A 23,170-nucleotide genomic window follows, 5' to 3' on the forward strand; every position below is an offset into this window, starting at 1 on the left:
CCTGGGATCTAACGGGAATCAGGGGGCATCATGACAGATATTGCCTGACCCCACATGACAAGGGCTCCCGCCGGAGCAGGGAGCCCTGGGAGACGATCAGCGCTACCGACTTACAGGCGCGCGCACTGGTCTTCCTTGTTGCCGTCAACGCGGTTGTTGCCACCGGTCGGGCGCTGGCTGTTGCCCTTGCACTGCAGGTTGCCATCCACGCGGTTGCCCTGCACCGCGATGCTGCCACGGTTGCCCATCAGCTGGATGTCGCCATCGACCCGATTGCCGCGCAGGCTGATGCGGCGGCCCTTGTCGAGCTGGATATTGCCGTCGATCGTGCTGTTGCGCACCGTCACCGAGGCCGCACCCTGGGACTGGATGTTGCCGTCGATGCGGCTGTTGGACACCACGCAGCTGGCACCGCGCGGCACCTTGATATCGCCGTCAATGGTCTGGTTGCTGATGGTGCCGCGACAGATGCGGTCATCGGCATGGGCAACGCCGGTGGTCGCCAGCAGGGTGGTGGCCAGCACGGCCAGGGGAACGAAACGGCTTGCAATCGACATGGGAATCTCCTGGTTGGGATCACGGGCGTCGGCCTGCAGCAGGCGGCCCGGAAAGCCGGAATGGCTCCCTGATGGATGTGGCCAGCAGGCGCAAAGTTCCGGCTTGCGGCTGCCAAGTGGTAACAGGACATGCCAGCGTCCGCGCAACGCACAGGGGAAATCCCTTATATTCCAAAGTCATATTCAAACAATATCTTTATATGATTTAAATGGCATATAAAGCCATGGATTTGCTAGAATCGTCCTCCTTGACAGGGAGGCCGCTACCCGCGGCACAGACAGATGATAGAACTCGACTCGGTTTTCAAGCGTTACCCCGCCCCACACGGGTCTGGCTGGTTTGACGCGGTACACCCCACTTCGCTGCACATCCGCGCGGGTGAAATCTTTGGCCTGATCGGCCATTCCGGCGCTGGCAAATCGACCCTGCTGCGCCTGCTCAACCTGCTGGAGCGGCCGGATGGCGGCTCGGTGCGCATCGGCGAGCAGACCCTGACCACGCTGGATGCGGCCGGCCTGCGCCAGGCGCGCCAGCACATGGGCATGGTGTTCCAGCAATTCAACCTGATGGCCAACCGCACCGTCGCCGGCAACGTGGCCTTTCCGCTGCAGATTGCCGGCTGGAGCAAGGCCGATATCGACAAGCGCGTGGCCGAATGCCTGGAGGTAGTGGACCTGGCGCACCGCGCGCAGCACTACCCGGCGCAGCTGTCCGGCGGCCAGAAGCAGCGTGTCGGCATCGCACGGGCGCTGGCGCCCAACCCCAAGGTGATCCTGGCTGACGAACCGACTTCGGCGCTGGATCCGCAGACCACGCGCGCGGTACTGGACTGCCTGCAATCGATCAACCAGCGCTTTGGCGTGACCATCGTCATCGTCACGCACGAGATGCGCGTGGTGCGCCAGCTGTGCCACCGCGCCGCCGTGATGGACCAGGGCCGCGTGGTCGAGATCGCCGACGTACGCGATGGCGAGTTCCGCATGCAATCGCCGCAGGCACTGGCGCTGCTGGCAGAGGAGGCTTGATCATGGACGATTTCAGCAACAACGAAGAAACCTTCAGCTGGGCTGCCGCCTGGGAGCACCTGGCCGGCATGCAGGATGAAATCATCCAGGCTGCCATCGAAACCGCCATCATGCTCGGCATCGGCCTGACCGCCGCGGTGCTGATCGGCCTGCCGCTGGGCATCCTGCTCTACCTCACCGGCAAGGGCCAGATGTACGAAAACCGCGTGCTCGGCGGCGCGCTGAGCTGGCTGGTCAACCTGGTGCGTTCCTTCCCCTTCATCATCCTGATGGTGGTGCTGAGCGGCTTCACGCGCTGGGTTGCAGGCACCTCGATCGGCCCGCTGGCGGCCGCCGTGCCGCTGTCCTTTGCCGCGATTCCCTACTTTGCGCGCCTGGCCGAAACCTCCCTGCGCGAGATTCCGCGCGGCGTGCTCGAAGCCGCCCAGGCCATGGGCGCGAGCCCGCTGCAGATCATCGTCAAGGTGCTGCTGGTCGAGGCACGCTCCGGCCTGGTTGCCGGCTTCACCATCCTGACGATCAGCTTCCTGAGCTATTCCGCCGTGGCCGGCGTGGTTGGCGGTGGCGGTATCGGTGACCTGGCGATCCGTTACGGCTACCAGCGTTACGACACCGTGGTGCTGGTCGCCATGTCGCTGCTGCTGATCCTGATCGTGCAAGTGATCCAGGTGTCCGGCAACCTGATCGCGGCGCGCCTGGACAAGCGCTGATTCCCATCCCATTTTTTACAGGAAACCAACCCATGAACATCCGTACCCTGCTCAAGGCCTCGCTGGCCACCGCCCTGTTCGCCACCCTGGGTGGCCATGCCCTGGCCGCTGATCCGGCGAAAAAGGAAATCGTCATTGGCACCACCGTCGGCGACTTTGGTGACCAGGTCAAGGAAAGCATCCGCCCGATCCTGGAAAAGAAGGGCTACAAGGTCAAGCTGGTCGAATTTACCGATTACATCCGCCCTAACCTGGCACTGCAGGAAGGCTCGCTGGACGTCAACGTGTTCCAGCACCAGCCCTATCTGAACCAGTTCCGCGCCCAGCACAAGCTGACGCTGACCTCGGTATTCGTGGTGCCGACCGCGCCGATGAACCTGTACGCCGGCAAGAGCAAGCGCCTGGAAGACGTGAAGAACGGCAGCACCGTGAGCGTGCCGAACGACCCGACCAACCTGGCGCGCGCGCTGGTGGTGCTGCGTGACCTGGGCTGGATCACGCTCAAGCCCGGCATCAAGACCACCACCGCGTCCGAGCGCGACATTGCCAGCAACAAGTACAACATCGTGCTCAAGCCGCTGGAAGCCGCGCAGCTGCCGCGTTCGCGCGCCGATGTGGACTTTGCCATCGTCAACGGCAACTACGCCGTCAGCAGCGGCATGAACCTGAAGGACGGCCTGTTCCAGGAACGCAGCAAGGCCTATCTGAACGTGGGCGTGTTCCAGAACAAGAGCCTGAATACGCAGTGGGCACAGGACGTCATCGCCGCCTACCGTTCGCCCGAGTTCAAGGCCTACGCGCTGAAGCGCTTCCCCGGCTACAACTACCCGGCAGGCTGGGTCAAGTAAGTCCAACCCCATCCTGAAAAACAAGAAACTGAAGGAGACATCATGACACTGCGAGATTTGCTCAAGGCCAGCGTGGCCGCTACCCTGCTGGCCGCACTGGGCCAGCCGGCCCTGGCCGCTGATCCGGCGAAAAAGGAAATCGTCATCGGCACCACCGTGGGTGATTACGGCGACCAGGTGAAAGAAGGTATCCGCCCGATCCTGGAAAAGAAGGGCTACAAGGTCAAGCTGGTCGAATTTACCGACTACGTCCGCCCGAACCTGGCGCTGCAGGAAGGTGCGCTGGATGTCAACGTGTTCCAGCACCACCCCTACCTGAGCAAGTTCCGCGCCCAGCACAAGTTGACGCTGACCTCGGTATTCCACGTCCCGACTGCGCCCATGAACCTGTACGCAGGCAGGAACAAGCAGCTGCAAGACGTCAAGTCTGGCAGCATCGTGAGCGTACCGAACGATCCGACCAACCTGGCGCGCGCCCTGGTGCTGCTGCGCGATCTGGGTTGGGTGACGCTCAAGCCTGGCATCAACCCCGTCACGGCCTCCGAACGCGACATTGCCAGCAACAAGCACAACATCGTGCTCAAGCCACTGGAGGCAGCCCAGTTGCCGCGCTCCCGTTCCGATGTCGACTTTGCCATTGTCAATGGCAACTACGCGGTCAGCAGCGGCATGAAGCTCAGCGACAGCCTGTTCCAGGAGAAAAGCAAGGCGTATGTCAATATCGGCGCGATCCGCAATGACAACCTGGACACGCAGTGGGCCAAGGACGTCATCGCCGCCTACCGCTCGCCCGAGTTCAAGGCCTACGCGCTGAAGCGCTTCCCTGGCTACAACTACCCCCCGGGCTGGAACAACAAGTAAGCTGTACCCCCACAACGCAACATGCCACCCTTGGGTGGCATGTCTGTTTCTGCGGCAAAGGACGCTTACTGCATCAGCTTCTGCAACGCCTCCCGGTACTTGGCGGTCGTACCGTCAATCACCTCCTGCGGCAGCTGCGGCGCCGGAGCCACCTTGCCCCATGGCTTGCCATCCACCGTGGCGGTGTCCAGCCAGTCGCGCAGGAACTGCTTGTCGTAGCTCGGCGGGTTCTGGCCAGCCTCGAACGCGGCCTGGTAGCCGTCCTGCGGCCAGTAGCGCGAGCTGTCGGGCGTCAGCACCTCGTCCATCAGCGTCAGCGTGCCGTCGGCATCCAGGCCAAACTCGAACTTGGTATCGGCAATGATGATGCCCTTGGTCAGGGCGTAATCGGCTGCGGCCTGGTACAGCGCGATGCTGATATCCCGCATCTGTGCCGCCAGCTCCTTGCCGATGGTGGCTTCGACCTGCTCGAAGCTGATGTTCTCGTCATGTTCGCCGACTTCTGCCTTGGCCGCCGGCGTAAAGATCGGCTCGGGCAGCTTGCTGGCATTCTGCAGGCCCTCGGGCAGCGGCACGCCGCAGACGCTGCGGCTCTGCTGGTATTCCTGCCAGCCACTGCCGGCCAGGTAGCCGCGCACCACCGCCTCGACCGGCAGCGGCTTCAGGCGCTTGACCAGCATGCTGCGGCCCTGCACCTGCGGCACTTCGGCGGCGCTGACCACGCTCTCGGGGGCATCGCCGGTCAGATGATTGGGCACGATGCCCTTGAGCTTGTCAAACCAGAACAGCGCCATCTGCGTCAGCAGCGCACCCTTGCCCGGAATCGGCTCACCCATGATGACGTCGAACGCGCTGATGCGGTCGCTGGCCACCATCAGGATGCGGTCATCGCCCACGGCGTAGTTGTCGCGCACCTTGCCGCGCGCCAGCAGCGGCAGGGACTGGAGGGAAGAGGTATGCAGGGCGTCGGGTTGGCTCATGGTTCAGGCAGTAAAAAGGACATGCGCCCCAGCGGGGCGGATGTCCTATTATCCCTGATGCGCGCTCGGCTGGCGCAGCATCAGGCCTTGTCGGAACCGCCCAGTACCTGGCCTTCAACACGCTCCCAGGCGGCACGGCTGGCATCACTAGCCTGCTCCCAGCTCAGGCGCGATCCGGCCTTGAGCTGCTCCCAGTCGGTGCGCAAGGAGTTTTCAGCCTCGGCCCAGGTCTGGCCTTCATAGCGACGGCGTCCCTGGTAGCCCAGACGGTAGGCCGGCGCAAAGTCATCGTCGTAGTTGTAGTCGTTCACATAGTGTGGCTGCTGCTGGTAGTTGTCCTTCCAGTAGCTGTAGTCGGGGTCGGTGGCATCGACGGCGGCATAGGCACCCACGGCGCCGGCCACAGCACCAATCACGCCGCCTACCAGCGCCCCCACCGGGCCGCCCACGGCAGTACCGATGGCAACGCCGCCCGCCGCACCAGCCACGGCGCCGCCGCCTGCGGCCACGCCGGACACTTCTCGCTTGGCTTCCTCCGGGGTAATCGCCTCCTGGGCGATCGGACGCGGGTCCTGGGAAGGCTGGCCGATATCGCTATTGCTCATGATGTTCTCCTCGCTAGGTGGAATCGGAATCCACAACCGGCTGGTCATGGGGAAACTTGCTGATTCCAGTGTGCGTGCAGACGCATCCCCGGCCTGCCATCCGATGCCGACGATGCCTGTCAGCCAATTCCTATAGCGGGCGGGCAGCAAAAAGCCCGCGCCAGCTGCCATCTGTGCATCCACAGGGGCAGCCATACGCGGGCTGGAGCGATACCGGCAGTCTGGTCCTGCCGGTCAGCCGTCGATCAGTTGACCTTCTGCTTCAGGTCACCCTTGGCATACATCTCGGCCATCACGAACAGCGGGATGCCCTTGATCTTGGCGCCCTGGCCTTCGCAACCGAATTCCAGGTAGCGCTGCTTGCAGATCGCCTTGGCCGCTTCGCGCGCCGGCTTCATCCATTCGCGCATGTCGAACTTGGAGGGATTCTCGTGCATGAACTTGCGCACGGCACCGGTCATCGCCATGCGGATGTCGGTGTCGATGTTGATCTTGCGCACGCCGTACTTGATCGCTTCCTGGATTTCCTTGACCGGCACGCCGTAGGTCTGCTTCATGTCACCACCGTACTGGTTGATGATGTCCAGCAGGTCTTGCGGCACGCTGGAGGAACCGTGCATCACCAGGTGGGTGTTGGGGATGCGCGCGTTGATTTCCTTCACGCGGCTGATGGCCAGCACGTCGCCGGTGGGCGGGCGGGTGAACTTGTAGGCACCGTGGCTGGTACCGATGGCGATGGCCAGCGCGTCCAGCTGCGTGGCCTGCACGAACTGGGCGGCTTCTTCCGGGTCGGTCAGCATCTGGCTGTGCTCCAGCTTGCCAACGGCGCCCACGCCATCTTCCTCGCCGGCTTCACCGGTTTCCAGGCTGCCCAGGCAGCCCAGCTCGCCCTCGACGGTGGCGCCAATCTTGTGCGCCATTTCCACGACCTGCCTGGTCACGGAGACGTTGTAATCGAAATCGGCCGGCGTCTTGCCGTCGTCACGCAGGGAACCGTCCATCATCACGGAGCCAAAGCCCAGATCCAGCGCGCCCTGGCAGATCGCCGGGCTGGTGCCGTGGTCCTGGTGCATCACCAGCGGGATGTGCGGGTAGGCTTCGGCAGCGGCCTGGATCAGGTACTTGATGAAGTGCTCGCCTGCGTACTTGCGCGCGCCGGCGCTGGCCTGCAGGATCACCGGGGCACCCACTTCGTCGGCAGCCGACATCACGGCCTGCACCTGCTCCAGGTTGTTGACGTTAAAGGCCGGAATGCCGTAGCCGTTTTCGGCAGCATGGTCCAGCAGTTCGCGCATCGATACGAGTGCCATGGGATGATTCCTTAGAAGTTGAAAACCGGAAGCAGGCTGGCGCAGGGCAAGCCCGCCCTGCACGCGGCAGGGAATCCGCCCATTTTACCCAAGCCCTGCCCGCAAGGCCAGCCAACAACCCCTTACTGCACGCGGCAGACCTGCAGCATGTTGGTACCGCCCGGCGTGCCCATCGGCTCGCCGCAGGTGAGCACATAGGTATCGCCCTGCTGCACCACGCCCTCGCGCAGCAGATGCGTCTCGACCTCGCGCAGCACGGTATCGCGTACCAGGTGCGTCTCCGTCAGCAGCGCATGCACGTTGCGGAACAGGGCCATGCGCCGCTGCGAGGCCTGGCGCGAGGTCATGGCATAGATCGGCGTGCGCACGCGGTAGCGGCTCATCCACAGTGCCGTGGAGCCGGATTCGGTCAGCGCCACCAGCGCCCTGGCGTTCATGTGGTGGGCAGTAAACAGCGCCGCCATGGCGATCGACTGGTCGATGCGGCTGAAGGTCTTGCCGGTGAAGTCGGCATCGAGCTCGAACTTGTCATGCGCCTCGGCGGCGATGCAGATATTGGCCATTTCGCGCACCGTTTCCAGTGGAAAGCGGCCGGCGGCGGTTTCGGCCGACAGCATCACGGCATCGGTACCGTCGAGTACGGCGTTGGCCACGTCGCTGACCTCGGCGCGCGTCGGCACCGGGTTCACGATCATGCTCTCCATCATCTGGGTGGCAGTGATCACCACCTTGTCGTGCTCGCGCGCGAGCCGGATCATGTGTTTTTGCAGCGCCGGCACCGCAGCATTGCCGACCTCGACCGCCAGGTCGCCGCGCGCCACCATGATCGCATCGCTGGCCTGCAGGATTTCCGGCAGGCGCGGAATCGCCTCGGCGCGTTCGATCTTGGCAATCAGGAAGGGGCGGTGGCCGTACTCGGCCCCGGCCATATGGCACAGGTGGCGCGCCATTTCCATGTCGGAGGCGCTCTTGGGAAAACTCACCGCCACGTAATCGGCCTGGAAGCTCATGGCAGTGCGGATGTCCTCCATGTCCTTGGCCGTCAGCGCCGGTGCCGACAGGCCGCCGCCCTGCTTGTTGATGCCCTTGTTGTTGGACAGCTCGCCGCCCAGCAGCACCGTGGTGTGCACCGCCTCGCCCTGCACGCGGTCCACGCGCAGCGTGATCAGGCCATCGTTCAGCAGCAGCGTGTCGCCAGGGCGCACATCGCGCGGCAGCTCCTTGTAGTCCAGGCCGACGCCCTGCAGATCGCCCGGTTCGGTGCGGCTGGCATCCAGCACAAAGCTGGCACCCGGCTCCAGCACGATCCGGCCTTCGGCGAACTTGCCGACGCGGATCTTCGGGCCTTGCAGGTCGGCCATGATGGCAATCTCGCGGCCGACACGCTGTGCCGCCTCGCGCACCAGGCGTGCGCGATCGATATGGTCCTGCGCCACACCGTGGCTGAAGTTGAGCCGCACCACGCTGACGCCCTCGCGGATCATGGCTTCGAGCATCTCGGGCGTGCTGGAAGCAGGGCCGATGGTGGCAACAATCTTGGTGGCGTGGCGCAGCATGGAGGTCTCCGTGGCAGACAGCCGCCGCTGCGGCTGCTTCCGGGATTCTGGCACGACTGTGTGACGCCGGGGCTAGGGGCTGACGCTAGTGAAAGGTATCCCGGCAGCATCACACGCAACAAAAAACCCGCCGCAGGAACTGCAGGCGGGTTGTACATCAAGGCAGGCTGGCGATCAGGCCGGCACCACCGTCATGTCGGTACGCGGCACGCTGGTGGCGACGCCGTCAAAGTCGGTCCAGCACTGCTGCTGGAAGTCGTACAGCTTGCACTTGCCGGCGGTCTCGAAGTACCACTTCCAGGAGAAGGGCTGCACCACGATGCGGCCGGGCAGCAGCTCTTCCAGGCGGTGCTGGGCGTTCTTCAGCTGGTACAGCGGAATCGTCATATCCACATGGTGTGCAGTGTGCTCCATGATGTGGTGCATGGCGGCGCCAATCTTGAACGGGAAAGTCAGGTGCACGGTGGTGGAAACGAACGGCGCTGCCTTGCCCCAGGCCGACTTGTCGTTCTGCCAGCTCACCTTCTCGTGCGTGTGGTGCACATAGACGACGAAGCCGATCATGTAGAACCAGAACATCAGCGGAGCAGCCATGCCGAACAGGAAGGCCTGCCACACCGGCTGTTCGAAGGCCAGCGCCAGCAGCGTGATCGCCACGGCCCAGACCAGCCAGAAGACCAGCACCAGGATGTTGTCCCAGATGAAGACGGAACGGCGCGTCGGCATGTACTTCTTGTTCGGGAAGAACTCGCGGTGCCACCAGATCTCGATCATGTAGTAGATGCCGGCACCCCAGCCGCTGCGGTAGATACGCTGCAGCAGGCGCTTGGTCGGCGACAGCGCGTCGTACTCTTCCTTGGTCAGCGGCTCCCAGACGAAGTCCACGCCCTTCAGGCAGGTGTAGCCGTGGTGGATCACGTTGTGGCCCACGTCCCACAGGCTGTAGGCGGTAAGCGAAGGCATGAAGGCGATGCGGCCCAGCCACTTGTTGAGCTGGCGGTTCGGCGTCAGACTCATGTGGCAGGCGTCGTGGCCAATGATGAACAGACGGCCGATGACAAAGCCGGCAGCCAGACCGCACACCAGCTGCAGCCACCAGGCTTCAAACAGCACGGCGCCGGCGATCAGCGCAAAGAACAGGGCAAAATCGATGACCAGCAGCACAAAGGCGTGCCAGTTGTCGCGTTGGGCAAAGGGAGCGGTCCAGGAACGGATGACCTTGCGATGGGGCATCGGCTGGTCGGGAGTGATCGGCTGCGCCGTATCCACGGTCGCTTGCTGGGAAGTCTCGGTCATATCTCTCACATCTCAGTGCGGGCGGCAGTCGGCAAGCGTCTGCACTGGAAGAAGGGCCTGCAGCCACGCACTGATGTGGCTGCTACCCTCACGGGCGCGCGCCCATGAACCTCTCATTGTATGAATGATGAGAATATGAGGCCAGTCTTGGCCTTACCGCAGTGCAGCACAAACCCCTTGTGATTCGTCCACAGGGACTGCAGGCCCCGATTCTGCAGCTTTTCTGCAACAGTTAACGTCGCAATCGCACCACCGTGCTTTTTTAGCAAAAGCCAGAAAGCCCGGTTGACGGGCCTTGTGGCAGGCCCCAGGCGGAGCCTGCAAGCCGGATCCTTACGCCGCGGCGCGCTTGCCCAGGATCTCGAATGCCGGCAGCGTCTTGCCTTCCAGCACTTCCAGGAAAGCGCCACCACCGGTGGAGATATAGCTCACGTCCTTGTCAATGCCGTACTTGGCGATCGCCGCCAGCGTGTCGCCGCCACCGGCGATGCTGAAGGCATCGGAAGCGGCAATCGCGCGCGCGATGGTTTCGGTGCCGTTGGCAAACTGGTCGAACTCGAACACGCCGACCGGGCCGTTCCAGACGATGGTGCCGGCAGCCTTGAGCTTGTCGGCCAGCAGTTGCGCCGTCTTCGGGCCGATGTCCAGGATCATGTCGTCTTCAGCCACGTCCTTGGCGTCCTTGATTTCGGCAGCGGCATCGGCAGCAAAGGCCTTGGCGGTCACCACATCAACCGGGATCGGCACTTCGGCACCACGCTCCTTCATCTTGGCGATCACCTTCTTCGCCTCGTCCACCAGGTCGCCTTCGGCCAGCGACTTGCCGATGTGCAGGCCTTCGGCCAGCATGAAGGTGTTGGCAATGCCACCACCAACGATCAGGCCATCCACCTTGTCGGCCAGGCTTTGCAGGATGGTCAGCTTGGTGGAGACCTTGCTGCCGGCCACGATGGCGATCAGCGGGCGCTTGGGGTTGGCCAGGGCGGTGCCGATGGCGTCCATCTCGGCCGCCAGCAACGGACCGGCACTGGCGATCGGCGCGTACTGCGCAATGCCGTAGGTCGTGCCTTCGGCGCGGTGCGCGGTGCCAAAAGCGTCATGCACGAAGATGTCGCACAGCTGGCCCAGCTTTTCGGCCAGTTCCGGCTTGTTCTTCTTTTCGCCCACGTTCAGGCGGCAGTTTTCCAGCAGCACCAGCTCACCCGGCTGCACCTCGACGCCATCCAGCCAGTTGCTGACCAGCGGCACGTCGCGGCCGAGCAGCTCGCCCAGGCGCGCTGCCACCGGCGACAGGGAATCTTCCGGCTTGAATTCGCCTTCCGTCGGGCGGCCCAGGTGGGAAGTGACCATGACGGCGGCACCGGCGTCCAGCGCCATGCGGATGCAGGGCAGCGAGGCGCGGATACGGGTGTCTTCGGTGATGTTGCCCTCGTCGTCCTGCGGCACGTTCAGGTCGGCACGGATGAAGACGCGCTTGTCCTTGGCCTGGCCGTTGGCGCACAGATCGGAAAAACGGATGAATTGCATGGAGTGTCCCTGTAAGAATGATGAAAATCCTGTGACTGAGGCCATTATAGAAAAGCTGGCAGCCCCTGCTGCCGCTGCGTACGCGCCTGTACACTGGAAGCAGCACGACCACGAGAACAAGGAGTACCCGCATGAAGATCCTGATCGCCATCGACGGCAGCCAAGTGTCCCACCACGAGGTGCAGTACGCGCTGCAACTGGTGCGCAACGGCCTGCGCGCCAGCGTGGTGCTGGCCAACGTGCAGGAATCGCCCAGCACCTACGAACGCCTGACGGCGCAGGGCAACGAGGAAATGCTGGCCAACGTGGCCTATGGTGCCGGCACCGACGCGCTGGCCGACTCGGTACGCCTGATCGAGCAGGCCGGTGTCAGCTACGTCACCGAAGTGATCAGCAGCGGCAATCCGGCGCAATCCATCATCGAGCTGGTGCACCTGCACGGCTGCGACCTGATCATCACCGGCACGCGCGCCCAGGGCATGCTGCGCAACATGCTGGGCGGATCGGTCTCGCGCGAGCTGATTGACGATGCCCCGGTGCCGGTGCTGGTGGTCAAGCTGCCCGATCCGATCCTGTCCGAACCCTGAGGCTTACTGCTCGACGCGCTTGCCGTCCTGGAAACGGTACAAGGTCACGGCCGGCTTCTGCAGCTCGCCACGCGGCGTGAAGCTGATCTCGCCGGTCAGGCCCTGGTACTGCAGCGCCGCCAGCTTCGGCAGATAGACCTTGGGATCAGTGGAATCGGCCTGCTTCATGGCCGCCACCAGCACCTGGGTGGCATCGTAGGAGTACGGGCTGTAGATCTGGAACTGGCCGCTGTAGGCCTTGTTGTAGCGCTGCAGCCAGTCCTGGCCGCCCTGCATGCGTTGCACCGAAATGCCGCCGGTGGCACAGATCACGTTCTGCACGGTAGCGACGTTGCCGGACAGCTCGGGCATGCGCTCGGTACACAGCGGATCGCCACCGAGCAGCTTGACCTGGCTCATGCCGAGCTGCTGCATCTGGCGCAGCATCGGGCCGCCTTGCGCATCCAGGCCACCAAACATGATGGCATCCGGGTTGCGTGCCTTGATCGAGGTCAGGATCGGCATGAAGTCGGTCGCCCGGTCATTGGTGAATTCGCGCACCACGACTTCCATGCCGTTCTGCTTCGCGGCCTCCTCGAAGGTATCGGCCAGGCCCTGGCCAAACGCCGTGCGGTCATCGACGATGGCCACCGTCTTCACGCCCTGCTGGGCGGCGCTGGCCGCTACCGCTTCGGCCAGCTGGTTGTCGTTGGCAATCACGCGGAAGGTGGTGTTGTAGCCGGCCTTGGTCACGTCCGGGTTGGTCGCTGCCGGCGTCACGTGCGGGATGCCGCACTTGTTGTAGACGTCCGCAGCCGGAATCGTGGTGCCGGATTGCAGGTGGCCGACCACGCCGGCCACCTTGGCGTCACACATCTTCTGCGCCACGGTGGTGGCCTGGCGCGGGTCGCCGGCATCGTCCTCGGCCACCAGCTTGAAGTGCACCGGCTTGCCGCCAATCACCGGCTGGCTGGCGTTGATGTCGTCAATCGCCATGCGCACGCCGTTTTCCACATCCTTGCCAACGTGGGCAATGCCACCGGACAGCGGGCTGACGGTGCCGATCAGCACCTCGACTGCATCGGCGGGTGCGGTGACGGTGGCCGAAGCGGCAGCGGAAGCCGCACCGGCTGCCGGAGCTGCCTCCTGCTTCGAGCAGGCCGCCAGTGACAGCATCGCGCCAAGCGCGCACAGGGACAGGGCAAAAGGGATGCGGGAGGAAGAGGTCATGAGCAGTCTCGCAGGCTAGTCCGCGGGGCAAGGCGCCCCAAAAGGACTAGTTTACGCCAGCACGTGTGCTACCAGCCCAGCCCCAGATGCAGCGGCAGGTACACCGCCATGCCGACCAGGATCGTGCCCATGACGCTGCGCCGGCGGAAGTACCAGAGCGCACCAGCCAGTGCGCCATACAGGCGGGCATCGTTCCAGCTGGCCAGTTCGCCTTGCGTGACGGCAATTTCCGGGATCACCAGGGCCGCCAGTGCCGCCACCGGCGCGTACTTGAGGCTGCGCTGGAACCAGGTCGGCATCGGCAGATTGCGCCGCGAGATGAAGAAGAAGCTGCGCGAGACAATCGTCACCAGCGTCAGGCCGATGATGATGAGGATGGTGAGCCAGTCGGTCTGGCCCGGTACGCTGATAATGCTCATGGGCGCCCCTGGCGGCGCTGGCGCGCTTCCTGCTCTTCCACATGGCGGCGCAGCACGGTGTATTCCAGCAGCAGGCAGATGCCGACCGAGAGCAGGATCGCCACCACCAGGTTCAGCTTGAGTGGCAGCGCATAGGCCATTACCGCCACGCCACCGGCCAGGATCGCCGTGAGGATGCGCATGCGGCTGTCCAGCATCGCGCACATCACGCCCAGCACCGCCAGCGTGCCGGCAAAACCCAGCCCCCAGGATGTCGGCAAGGTACTGGCCAGCAGCACGCCAGTCAGGCAGGCGACACACCAGTTGACGTAGTTGGCCGCCGTATTGCCAACATACCAGGCGACCTGCTCGCCTCGCAGCTGCGGATCGTGCGTGGCCGGATGCGGATGGCGCTGGGTGAACAGCACGTAGTTGACGTCACCCGACAGGTAGCCAAACATCATGCGCTCCCGGAACGGCAGGTGCATCACGTAGTTGCGCAAGTGCGCGCTGAACACGACAAAACGCAGGTTGACGCAGAACGCCGCCACCAGGATCACCCAGACCGGCGCACCGGCCACGATCAGCGGCAGCGCCGCCAGCTGGGCAGTACCGGCAAACACCAGCACTGTCATCAGCATGGCCTCGAACAGGCTGAGGCCGGAATTGCTCATGGCGACACCCGTCATCAGGCCCCAGGAGGCAATGCCGAGCGCGATCTGGTAGTAGTTGCGCCAGCCCTCGCGGAAGGCCGGCTGGCGGATCATCGCCGGCGACAGGACAGGCGGCTCCAGCGCGCGGTCGCGCGGCGCCAGCCCGGAGGTGGAAACGGCAGTGCTCATGGAAGTACAGGGAGTTCAGTCGGCCTGCTGGCCCAGCACGGTTCCTGCCGGCAGGGCAAAGCCGCGCAGCCAGTCGGCCACCGGCAGGCGCTTGCCGCCAGCGCGCTGCAGCATGGTCAGCCGCAGCACGCGGCCATCGCCACAGGCGACATCGATGCCATCGGCACCACTGGCCAGCACCTGGCCCGGCGTGGCCTGGCTGTCCTGCTCCAGCAGCTGTGCCGCATGCACCTTGACCAGCTCGTGCTGGCCTTCGGCATTCGTTGCCGTGGTGTGCGCAATCGGAAACGGCGTGAAGGCGCGCACGCGGCGCGCAATCTGGTCCGCCGAGTCTTGCCAGTTAATGCGGGCTTCGGCCTTCTCGATCTTGTGTGCGTAAGTGATGCCATCTGCGGGCTGCGGCGTGGCCGGTGGCAGGCCACCGCAGGCAGCCAGCTCCAGCGCCTCCACGATCAGGCGGCCGCCCAGATCGGCCAGCTGGTCGTGCAGACTGGCGGTGGTAGCGGCAGCCGTGATCGGCAGGCGCTCGGTCAGCAGCATGTCGCCGGTATCCAGGCCGATGTCCATCTGCATGATGGTGACGCCGGTCTCGGCATCGCCGGATTCGATGGCGCGATGGATGGGCGCAGCACCGCGCCAGCGCGGCAGCAGGCTGGCATGGATGTTCAGGCAGCCGAGGCGCGGCAGGTCCAGCACCCATTGCGGCAGGATCAGGCCGTAGGCCGCCACCACCATCACGTCGGGCTGCACCTGCAGCAAGGCCTCGCGTGCCTGCGCCGCCTCATCGGCATACTTGCCATCGAGCTTCAGGCCGTGCGGCTGCTGCACCGGAATGCCATGCGCCAGCGCCGTCTGCTTGACCGGCGAGGCCTGCAGCTTCATGCCGCGCCCGGCCGGACGATCCGGCTGCGTCAGCACCAGCGGCACCTCGAAACCGGCCTGCAGCAGGCGCTGCAGCGCCACCTGGGCAAACTCCGGCGTACCGGCAAACACCACTTTCATGGAAGATCCTGCCCGTGCTTATGCCGACTGGCGGGATTTCTGCTCGCGCTCGGCTTCACGCTGCGCCTTGACCAGCTTGGTCTTGATGCGGCCACGCTTGAGCGGCGACAGGTATTCGACAAACACCTTGCCGGCCAGGTGATCCATTTCGTGCTGCAGACAGACCGCCAGCAGGCCATCGGCCTCGATCACGCGGCTGTTGCCCTGCTCGTCCAGTGCGCGCACATGCACTTGCGCGGCACGCTCCACGCCATCGTAGATGCCGGGCACCGACAGGCAGCCCTCGTCACCACGCACGCGCTCTTCGCTGGCCCAGACGATTTCCGGGTTGATCACCACCAGGCGCTGGTCGCGCGATTCGGACACGTCGATCACCACCACGCGCTCATGCACGTCGACCTGGGTAGCCGCCAGGCCGATGCCATTGGCTTCGTACATGGTCTCGAACATGTCATCCAGCAGCGTGCGGATGCGCTCATCCACCTGCGCCACGGGCTTGGCCACGGTGTGCAGCTTGGGATCGGGATAGACAAGAATGGGAAGCAGGGCCATGGAATCACTCGAAAGACAACAGGCCACCTGCAGTGGCCGAATACCGGTATTTTCCCGTGTTTTGCCATTTCCTGCAGCAGGCCGCACGCTTGGCCACGCTGTTGTCAGGCACATGGCGGCAAAATCCGCCGGAATCGCACGATAATCAATACTTTGTATTTAAATTGGATGATTCCGCATGAGCGATGAGGAACTGGTCGCCTGGCTGCAGCTGCTGCAGGCACACGGCATTGGCCCGGACACGGCACGCCGGCTGCTGGCCAGCTTCGGCCTGCCACAACAGGTAGTGGCGCAATCGCGCCATGCACTGGAGCAGGTCATCAGCAGCCGCCAGGTCGAGGCGCTGCTGCATCCGTCCGAAGACACGCTGGCGCTGATCGATCGCACTCGCCAATGGCTGCAACCGCAGGCCGATGGCATTGCGCGCTGGCTGATCCCGCTCGGCAGCCCGGACTACCCGCCACAGCTGCTGCAGACGGCTGATCCGCCGGTGCTGCTCTATGCCATGGGCCAGCGCGACCGCCTGGCACCCAGCCGCTGCATCGCCATGGCCGGCAGCCGCAACCCGACCAGCCAGGGCGCCGACAATGCCCGCATGTTTGCACGCAGCTTTGCGCGCCACGGCTGGACCGTGGTGTCGGGGCTGGCGCTCGGCATCGATGCCGCCGCGCACGAAGGCGCGCTCGACGGTTTTGATGCGCTACAGGAAGCCGGTGCCGCCACCATTGCCGTGGTCGGCACCGGACTGGATCGGGTCTACCCGGCGCAGCATCGCGAACTGGCGCACCGTATCTGCCAGTCCGGCGTGCTGCTGAGCGAGTTTGCGCTCGGCGCGCCACCGCAGGCGCACCATTTTCCGCGCCGCAACCGTATCCTCTCCGGGCTGTGCCACGGCGTGCTGATCGTGGAAGCTGCACCGCAATCGGGTTCGCTGATCACGGCACGGCTGGCCAGCGAACAGGGGCGCGAGGTGTTTGCGATTCCCGGATCGATCCACTCGCCGCAGTCGCGCGGCTGCCATGCACTGATCCGGCAAGGCGCCAAGCTGGTGGAATCCGCGGAAGACGTGCTGGAAGAGCTGCGTCCGCTGCTGCCCGGACCGACGCATGCCACCGGCTGGGCGGCCAGCTCGGTCTCGGTCACGCCGGCCGACCAGCCCCACCCGGTGCTGGATGCACTCGGCCACGATCCGGTCAGCCTGGATGCGCTGCTGGCGCGCACCGGCATGGACACGGCGACACTGCAGGCCGAACTGCTGGCCCTGGAACTGGACGGCCTGGTGGCGCGCCTGCCCGGCGGGCTATTCCAGCGCCGCGCTGCCGGCTAGCCGCGTCAGTCTTCGGAAAAGCCCTTGGCCATGGCGGCACGCTGGCGCGCGGCAAATTCCTCGTAGACGTTGATGCCGCGCAGCTGCAGGATCATGTTGCGCACCGCGGCCTCGACCAGCACCGCGATGTTGCGGCCCACCACCACCTGCACCACCACCTTGGGGATCGGCACGCCGAGCACGTTCTGCATCAGCGGCTCGGTCGGCAGGCGCTCGTAATCACGCTCCAGCGTCTCCTTGCGCACCAGGTGCACGATCATGCGCAGGCGCATGCGGCGGCGCACGGCAATCTCGCCGAAGATGGCACGGATATCCAGCAGGCCGATGCCGCGCACCTCCATCAGGTTCTGCAGCAGCTCGGGACAGCGGCCTTCGATCGTGGTCTGGTTGATGCGGTACAGGTCCACCGCGTCATCCGCCACCAGACCGTTGCCGCGCGAGATCAGCTCCAGGCCGAGTTCGCTCTTTCCCAGTCCGGATTCGCCGGTGATCAGCACGCCCAACCCCAGGATGTCCATGAACACGCCATGCATGGTCTCGCGGCTGGCGAAGTGCTTGGACAGGTAGGTACGCAGCAGGTCGATCACGTAGGCGGCGCGCTCGTCGGTGGAGAACATCGGAATCTGCGCGCGCTCGCACAGCTGCAGCAGCGGTTCCGGCGCCGCTTGCGCATCGGCCAGGATCACCACCGGCGGTTCCAGCGTCAGGATGCGCGCCGTGCGACGCAGCTGGTCTTCCGGCGAGCATTGCGTCAGGTAGGCAACTTCGCGCTGGCCCAGGATCTGCACGCGGTAGGGATGGATGTAGTTGAGGTAGCCGACCAGATCGGCGCCGGAACTGGCTTCGCGCACGGCCACTTCGGCAAAACGGCGCTCGGAAGCACCCAGACCAGCGAGCCACTGCCATTGCAGCGTGGTGCGGAAGGATTCAAACAGGACGTCGGCGCTGATCGCGGTGTGTTTCATGGATGCGGCTCCTGCCATGAAGGAATGACAATGCCTTCATGGTAGCCGCAAGCGCGCAAAAAAATAAGCGCCGCTAATTACAAGGGCTGGACCGATTGCCAGTCGGCCACCAGCTGGTGCAGCTGGGCGGCATCGTGGGTGGTCATGAGCTTTTCGCGCAGATCGGCGTTGCTCAGCATTTCGGCGATTTCGGAGAGGATTTCCAGATGCTTCTGCGTGGCGGCTTCGGGCACCAGCAGGAAGATCAGCAGGCCGACCGGCGTATCGTCCGGCGCGTCAAAGCCGATCGGATGCGCCAGCTGGAACAAGGCGGCCATCGGTGCCTTGAGACCCTTGATACGGCCATGGGGGATGGCAACGCCATGACCCAGACTGGTGGAACCCAGTCGTTCGCGGGCGAACAGGCTGTCGGTAATGACAGCGCGGCTCAATCCGTGCAGGTCTTCGAACAACAGGCCTACTTCCTCGAAAGCACGCTTCTTGCTGGTGACATCCACATTAACAACGACCTGGGTGGCCGGCAGAATGGAGGCGAGTCTGTTCATTGGCTCATACTTTGCAACATCATGCGCACGGCGCAGGCACCCACTCAGTGTTAACCCTGCACTGGCTCTATGAACCGATTCTATATGACAAACATCACATGTGACATATTTACATGATGTTGCGCCGCAGCATTACTGGAGTATTGCTGCGGCGCTGTCGGGCAACCTTATTGCTGCGCCTGCTCCATCACGGTACGCTTTTGCGCCTCGGTGAGCTGGTGCGTCTGCAACTTGTCTTTGTGACGGACGATCTGGCGATCCAGCTTGTCCATCAGGTCATCAATGGCGGCATACATATCGTGCTGGCTGCTTTCGGCATGGATGTCATTGCCCTTGACGCGGATGCTGCACTCGGCGTGCTGGCGGCGATCCTTGTCCTTGTCGTTTTCGATGGACAGGGTGACCTTGGTGTCTACCAGCTGGTCAAAGTGGCGCGTGATGCGCTGCAGCTTGGTGGTGACGTATTCGCGCATGGCAGGGGTGACTTCAAGATGACGTCCAGTGATGGTCAGGTTCATGACTCCTCCTTCGTGGCCCGGTGGGCGATGCTGCCGGAAGCCTGGCTTCCGGCTGTGGGGCGGGTCTGCCGTCGCAGATGACCGCGCTTACGCGAACATGTCCGTACCCCTACTATGCGTGCGTGACAGGAAAAATACAAGAGCGAACGAACGTTCCGTTTCCACATCAAGGGCAAACCCGCAGCAGCGGGTTCAGCCCCAGAAGCCGCGCGCCATCAGGGCGGCCAGCAGCGGCAGCACCAGCATAAGGTGCGCCGTGACCATGATGCGGCGGCGCGTGCTGTTGATCTCGCCGGCGGCCGGCAGGCTGCCGTCAGCCAGGAGCTGGCGGCGCCAGCGCAGAAAGGTCAGCGTGGGGCGGATCGACAGCAGCAGCATCAGCACGAACAGCGTCATCTTCAGATGGAACACCGGATTCGACAGGTAGAAATCCAGCCCCTTGGCGCCCCAGAACAGCCGTGCCAGGCCGGACAGCAGCGTCAGCAGCGCCAGCGAGCCATAGATCAGGTCCAGCCGCGCCAGCCGATGCACCACTTTCGCGTTCATCCACTCCTGGCGGCAGAGCGCAGCCTCGGAGCTGAGGAACACCGTCATCGACAGGATCATCAGGATGTGCAGGTAGGAAAGCGTGGCTTCAAGCATGGGAAATTCCGGTTGTCTGTGGCAGGTGGCGTCACAGTAGCAGCTTATCCACGATAATCGGCCCCATGAGCGGCAATACCCTTGGAACCCTGTTTGCAGTCACCAACTTTGGTGAATCCCACGGCCCGGCCATTGGCTGCGTGATCGACGGCTGCCCGCCCGGCATGGCGCTGTCGGTCGACGACATCCAGCCCGAGCTGGACCGGCGTCGCCCCGGCACCAGCCGGCACGTCACCCAGCGCAACGAAGCCGATCAGGTCGAGATCCTGTCCGGCATCTATGAAGGCAAGACCACCGGCACCCCGATCTGCCTGCTGATCCGCAACACCGACCAGCGCAGCAAGGACTACGGCGACATCCTGCAGACTTTCCGCCCGGGCCATGCCGATTACGGCTACTGGCACAAGTTCGGCATCCGCGATCCGCGCGGCGGCGGCCGCTCCTCGGCACGCCTGACAGCGCCCACGGTGGCCGCCGGTGCAGTGGCACGCAAGTGGCTGTTCGAGCAGTACGGCACCACGTTCCGCGGCTGCATGACGCAGATCGGCGAGATCGCCATCCCGTTCGAGAGCTGGGAACATGTGCCGAATAACCCCTTCTTCGCGCCTTGCGCCGATGTCAGCGCACTCGAAAGCTATATGGACAGCCTGCGCAAGGCCGGCGACAGCTGCGGTGCACGCCTGCGCGTGAGCGCCAGCGGCGTACCGGTGGGCCTGGGCGAACCGATCTACGACCGTCTCGATGCCGATATCGCCCACGCCATGATGGGCCTGAACGCCGTCAAGGGCGTGGAGATTGGCGACGGCTTTGCCAGCGTGGCCCAGCGCGGCAGCTACCACGGCGACTCCCCGACGCCCGGCGGTTTTGCCAGCAACCATGCCGGCGGCATCCTGGGCGGCATCAGCAGCGGCCAGGACATCGAGGTCAGCATCGCCATCAAGCCGACCAGCTCGATCATGACGCCGCGTGATTCGATCAACCTGCAAGGCGAACCGGTGGTGGTCCAGACCAAGGGCCGGCACGACCCCTGCGTCGGCATCCGCGCCACGCCGATTGCCGAAGCCCTGCTGGCGCTGGTGCTGATGGAGCATGCGCTGCGCCAGCGCGCCCAGTGCGCCGATGTGCGGGTGGACACGCCCGACGTCGCGCGCCTCGGCTGAGGACTCCAGCCATGCTGCCCCGGTGGTCGCGCGCCAGGCCGCCGGTTGCCGCGTCTGCTGATACCGTCGGGCACGCCCTGTTGCAGGCGCTGGAGCAGGCCGGCTTTCCGGCAGATGAGCTGCAGGCGGTACGCCAGACCCCGGAGATGTGGCAGCAGCTGCTGCAATTCCAGGCGTGCGGCGGCCAGCTCGCACATGTGGCGGCCGATTTTTCTGCCGCCAACGGCCACCCGGAGCGCATCCTGTTCTACGTGCCCGGGGACCCGGCGCAGCGCATCCATTCGCGTTATTCGACCCTCGCGCACGAGCTCGGCCACGCCCTGTTCCACCCGGAGCAATGGCAGCCGATCAGTCAGTTTGCCAGTGCCGAGGCCTATGCCCGCTCACGCGAGCTCGGCGAAGCGCACGCCTGGCTCAACCAGTACGAGCTCTGCCTGGTCAAGCAGGGTGGCCGCTCTGAACTGTACTTCCCGCTGCGCATCGAGAACCCGGACGACTTTGGCGTGCAGGTGCGCGATGTGTTCATGGAGATTGCCCGCATGAAACTGGCCGGTGAGCGGCGCGAGGCGATCCTGGAGCATCTGGCGCAACTCAATGCCAATATGTTCCCGTCCGGCATGGGCGCCGACAACCGCAAGACCTACGGCCAGTGCAATCGCTGGGACTACGCCCTGCAGCAGGGTGAGCAGGGCCTGCCACAGGCGTTTGCGCGGCTGGCCGGTCGCGCGGCCAGTACCGACGAGCAGAAGCTGTTGACCAAGTTCAGCCTGCGGCCCGAGGAGTTGCTGCAGCGCCTGGCCGATGCCGGCAGCGGCGACCCATTGCAGGCCTGGATGCTGCACGATGCCAACACGGACCCACGCGCATGAAGTGCGGAGCCGTATCTGCTTGCCCCCGCTATGCTGCAGTGCGATAATCCGGGATTATCTTGTCATGGAGCCCCTGGCGTCCCCGCATATATGGAACCTAGCCCTAGTTGCTGGCTTCCGCGCCTGACGGTCCGGTAAACGGCTGTCAAGCGCCGGAAGCGCTTGATCTGTCCCTTTCCCCGCCCCTGGCATGCCACTGCCGCATGCCACACCGGATGACCCCGTCATGCTGAATATTTTCACGCTGGCCAATGGCCGCCTGTTCCAGGAAGAAATCGAATCCCTGGAAGAACTCACCCGTTTCAAGCCGATCTGGGTGGATCTTGAAGACCCGACCCCCGAAGAAAAGCGCTGGATCAAGCAGCACTACGGCCTGTCGATTCCCGACGACGCGATGGACGAGGACATCGAGGAATCGGCGCGCTTCTACGAGGAAGACAACGGCGAGCTGCATATCCGCTCCGACTTTCTGGTGGCCGACTACGACGATCCCGGCACGGTGCGCGTGGCCTTCATCCTGAACCAGAGCAACCCGGAGCTGCGCAGCCACAACATCCTGTTCTCGATCCACGACGAGACGGTGCCGGTATTCCGCCTGATCCGGCTGCGCGCGCGCCGCATGACCGGCCTGATCACCGACGCCAAGGAGCTGCTGCTCAAGCTGTTCGATGCCGACGTCGAGTACAGCGCCGACACGCTGGAAGAAACCCACATGGAGCTGGAAAAGGCCAGCGACCAGGTGCTGAAAGGCGACGTGACCGACGATGTGGCCAGCGAGGTGCTGAACATCATCGCGCGCCAGGAGGACATGAACGGCCGCATCCGCCGCAACGCGACTGACACGCGCCGCGCCATCAGCTTCATCATGCGCACGCGCATGCTGGATGCCGAACAGTTCGAGGAAGCGCGCCAGATCATGCGTGACATCGACTCGCTGGACAGCCACTCGACCTTTTTGTTCGACAAGATCAACTTCCTGATGGATGCCACCGTCGGTTTCATCAACATCAACCAGAACAAGATCATCAAGCTGTTCTCGGTGGCCAGCGTCGCCATGCTGCCGCCGACACTGGTGGCCAGCATGTACGGCATGAACTTTCGTTTCATGCCGGAGCTGGACTGGAAGTTGGGCTACCTGTGGGCGATTGCGCTGATGGTATTGAGCGCCGTGGTTCCGATGCTGTATTTCCGCAAGCGGGGCTGGCTGAAGTAAGAGAAAGATAGGCAAGGTCAAATGATGATACATTGCTTATGGTACTGCTATCCTCCATGACATCC

24 protein-coding genes and 1 pseudogene are annotated in these 23,170 nt (G+C 64.1%); 9 read left to right on the plus strand and 16 right to left on the minus strand.

Features of this window, described 5'->3' with window-relative positions:
- Nucleotides 1-110: 110 nt before the first annotated feature.
- Nucleotides 111-557, minus strand: a complete 447-nt coding sequence (locus tag V1261_RS02035; RefSeq protein ID WP_329769752.1) for a right-handed parallel beta-helix repeat-containing protein — start codon at nucleotides 555-557, stop codon at nucleotides 111-113.
- A 360-nt stretch (nucleotides 558-917) separates the two neighbouring features.
- Here V1261_RS02035 and V1261_RS02040 point away from each other — a divergent pair.
- From V1261_RS02040 to V1261_RS02055, 4 genes and pseudogenes are all read left to right on the plus strand, one after another.
- A pseudogene (locus V1261_RS02040) lies at nucleotides 918-1,583 on the plus strand (methionine ABC transporter ATP-binding protein); the annotation flags it as partial.
- Nucleotides 1,584-1,651: 68 nt separating this feature from the next.
- The gene (locus V1261_RS02045; RefSeq protein ID WP_329769824.1) at nucleotides 1,652-2,293 is read left to right on the plus strand and encodes a methionine ABC transporter permease; all 642 of its coding nucleotides are present in this window, start codon (nucleotides 1,652-1,654) and stop codon (nucleotides 2,291-2,293) included.
- Between the two features lie 32 nt (nucleotides 2,294-2,325).
- Nucleotides 2,326-3,141 (plus strand): MetQ/NlpA family ABC transporter substrate-binding protein, encoded by an 816-nt coding sequence (locus V1261_RS02050; RefSeq protein WP_329769754.1) that lies wholly within the window; start codon nucleotides 2,326-2,328, stop codon nucleotides 3,139-3,141.
- 42 nt (nucleotides 3,142-3,183) lie between these two features.
- On the plus strand, nucleotides 3,184-4,002 hold the full coding sequence (locus V1261_RS02055) for a MetQ/NlpA family ABC transporter substrate-binding protein (protein WP_329769755.1): 819 nt from the start codon (nucleotides 3,184-3,186) through the stop codon (nucleotides 4,000-4,002).
- 65 nt (nucleotides 4,003-4,067) lie between these two features.
- Here the strand turns inward: V1261_RS02055 and V1261_RS02060 are convergent, their stop codons facing one another.
- The 6 genes from V1261_RS02060 to V1261_RS02085 form a co-directional block, all read right to left on the minus strand.
- Nucleotides 4,068-4,982 (minus strand): phosphoribosylaminoimidazolesuccinocarboxamide synthase, encoded by a 915-nt coding sequence (locus tag V1261_RS02060; protein ID WP_329769756.1) that lies wholly within the window; start codon nucleotides 4,980-4,982, stop codon nucleotides 4,068-4,070.
- 80 nt (nucleotides 4,983-5,062) lie between these two features.
- Nucleotides 5,063-5,587, minus strand: coding sequence for a hypothetical protein (locus V1261_RS02065; protein ID WP_329769757.1), 525 nt, complete (start codon nucleotides 5,585-5,587; stop codon nucleotides 5,063-5,065).
- A 245-nt stretch (nucleotides 5,588-5,832) separates the two neighbouring features.
- Complete coding sequence (fba, locus tag V1261_RS02070) at nucleotides 5,833-6,897, minus strand: class II fructose-bisphosphate aldolase (RefSeq protein ID WP_329769758.1); 1,065 nt, start codon at nucleotides 6,895-6,897, stop codon at nucleotides 5,833-5,835.
- 122 nt (nucleotides 6,898-7,019) lie between these two features.
- A complete protein-coding gene (gene pyk / locus V1261_RS02075) occupies nucleotides 7,020-8,453 on the minus strand; it encodes a pyruvate kinase (RefSeq protein ID WP_329769759.1) in 1,434 nt (477 codons plus the stop codon).
- Nucleotides 8,454-8,627: 174 nt separating this feature from the next.
- Nucleotides 8,628-9,749 (minus strand): fatty acid desaturase, encoded by a 1,122-nt coding sequence (locus V1261_RS02080; protein WP_329769760.1) that lies wholly within the window; start codon nucleotides 9,747-9,749, stop codon nucleotides 8,628-8,630.
- 333 nt (nucleotides 9,750-10,082) lie between these two features.
- Entirely contained in the window at nucleotides 10,083-11,276 is a 1,194-nt protein-coding gene (locus V1261_RS02085; RefSeq protein WP_329769761.1) for a phosphoglycerate kinase, read from the minus strand.
- Nucleotides 11,277-11,407: 131 nt separating this feature from the next.
- Here V1261_RS02085 and V1261_RS02090 point away from each other — a divergent pair, with 131 nt between their 5' ends.
- A complete protein-coding gene (locus V1261_RS02090; protein WP_329769762.1) occupies nucleotides 11,408-11,863 on the plus strand; it encodes a universal stress protein in 456 nt (151 codons plus the stop codon).
- A gap of 3 nt (nucleotides 11,864-11,866) precedes the next feature.
- Here V1261_RS02090 and V1261_RS02095 read toward each other — a convergent pair whose 3' ends face one another.
- The 5 genes from V1261_RS02095 to def all read right to left on the minus strand — a co-directional run bounded on the left by V1261_RS02095 (nucleotide 11,867) and on the right by def (nucleotide 15,866).
- Nucleotides 11,867-13,072, minus strand: a complete 1,206-nt coding sequence (locus V1261_RS02095) for a branched-chain amino acid ABC transporter substrate-binding protein (RefSeq protein ID WP_329769763.1) — start codon at nucleotides 13,070-13,072, stop codon at nucleotides 11,867-11,869.
- Nucleotides 13,073-13,140: 68 nt separating this feature from the next.
- Nucleotides 13,141-13,491, minus strand: a complete 351-nt coding sequence (locus V1261_RS02100) for an AzlD domain-containing protein (RefSeq protein ID WP_329769764.1) — start codon at nucleotides 13,489-13,491, stop codon at nucleotides 13,141-13,143.
- Nucleotides 13,488-14,237 carry an AzlC family ABC transporter permease gene (locus tag V1261_RS02105; RefSeq protein ID WP_329769825.1) on the minus strand — a complete coding sequence of 250 codons (750 nt, stop codon included), beginning with the start codon at nucleotides 14,235-14,237 and terminating at the stop codon, nucleotides 13,488-13,490. The genes V1261_RS02100 and V1261_RS02105 overlap by 4 nt, the downstream gene beginning before the upstream one ends.
- Nucleotides 14,238-14,327: 90 nt before the next feature.
- Entirely contained in the window at nucleotides 14,328-15,314 is a 987-nt protein-coding gene (gene fmt, locus V1261_RS02110) for a methionyl-tRNA formyltransferase (RefSeq protein WP_329769765.1), read from the minus strand.
- Between the two features lie 18 nt (nucleotides 15,315-15,332).
- Nucleotides 15,333-15,866 (minus strand): peptide deformylase, encoded by a 534-nt coding sequence (gene def, locus V1261_RS02115; RefSeq protein ID WP_329769766.1) that lies wholly within the window; start codon nucleotides 15,864-15,866, stop codon nucleotides 15,333-15,335.
- Between the two features lie 178 nt (nucleotides 15,867-16,044).
- On the opposite strand from def, the gene dprA reads away from it, so the two are divergent.
- On the plus strand, nucleotides 16,045-17,193 hold the full coding sequence (gene dprA / locus V1261_RS02120) for a DNA-processing protein DprA (protein ID WP_329769767.1): 1,149 nt from the start codon (nucleotides 16,045-16,047) through the stop codon (nucleotides 17,191-17,193).
- A gap of 5 nt (nucleotides 17,194-17,198) precedes the next feature.
- On the opposite strand, the gene hprK is transcribed toward dprA, so the two are convergent.
- The 4 genes from hprK to V1261_RS02140 form a co-directional block, all read right to left on the minus strand.
- Complete coding sequence (hprK, locus tag V1261_RS02125; RefSeq protein WP_329769768.1) at nucleotides 17,199-18,158, minus strand: HPr(Ser) kinase/phosphatase; 960 nt, start codon at nucleotides 18,156-18,158, stop codon at nucleotides 17,199-17,201.
- 77 nt (nucleotides 18,159-18,235) lie between these two features.
- Complete coding sequence (locus tag V1261_RS02130; RefSeq protein ID WP_329769769.1) at nucleotides 18,236-18,703, minus strand: PTS sugar transporter subunit IIA; 468 nt, start codon at nucleotides 18,701-18,703, stop codon at nucleotides 18,236-18,238.
- A gap of 167 nt (nucleotides 18,704-18,870) precedes the next feature.
- Nucleotides 18,871-19,221, minus strand: coding sequence for a ribosome hibernation-promoting factor, HPF/YfiA family (gene hpf, locus V1261_RS02135; RefSeq protein WP_329769770.1), 351 nt, complete (start codon nucleotides 19,219-19,221; stop codon nucleotides 18,871-18,873).
- Nucleotides 19,222-19,413: 192 nt separating this feature from the next.
- Nucleotides 19,414-19,863 carry a DUF2214 family protein gene (locus V1261_RS02140; protein WP_329769771.1) on the minus strand — a complete coding sequence of 150 codons (450 nt, stop codon included), beginning with the start codon at nucleotides 19,861-19,863 and terminating at the stop codon, nucleotides 19,414-19,416.
- Between the two features lie 65 nt (nucleotides 19,864-19,928).
- Between V1261_RS02140 and aroC the strand changes: the two genes are divergently transcribed.
- From aroC to corA, 3 genes are all read left to right on the plus strand, one after another.
- Nucleotides 19,929-21,023 (plus strand): chorismate synthase, encoded by a 1,095-nt coding sequence (gene aroC / locus V1261_RS02145; protein WP_329769772.1) that lies wholly within the window; start codon nucleotides 19,929-19,931, stop codon nucleotides 21,021-21,023.
- 11 nt (nucleotides 21,024-21,034) lie between these two features.
- The gene (locus V1261_RS02150) at nucleotides 21,035-21,892 is read left to right on the plus strand and encodes a hypothetical protein (protein WP_329769773.1); all 858 of its coding nucleotides are present in this window, start codon (nucleotides 21,035-21,037) and stop codon (nucleotides 21,890-21,892) included.
- A 226-nt stretch (nucleotides 21,893-22,118) separates the two neighbouring features.
- Nucleotides 22,119-23,105 (plus strand): magnesium/cobalt transporter CorA, encoded by a 987-nt coding sequence (gene corA / locus V1261_RS02155; protein ID WP_329769774.1) that lies wholly within the window; start codon nucleotides 22,119-22,121, stop codon nucleotides 23,103-23,105.
- Nucleotides 23,106-23,170 lie beyond the last annotated feature (65 nt).

It is taken from the genome of Brachymonas sp. J145 (assembly GCF_036312245.1).
In the GTDB taxonomy this organism is placed as follows: Bacteria; Pseudomonadota; Gammaproteobacteria; order Burkholderiales; family Burkholderiaceae_C; genus Brachymonas; species Brachymonas wangyanguii.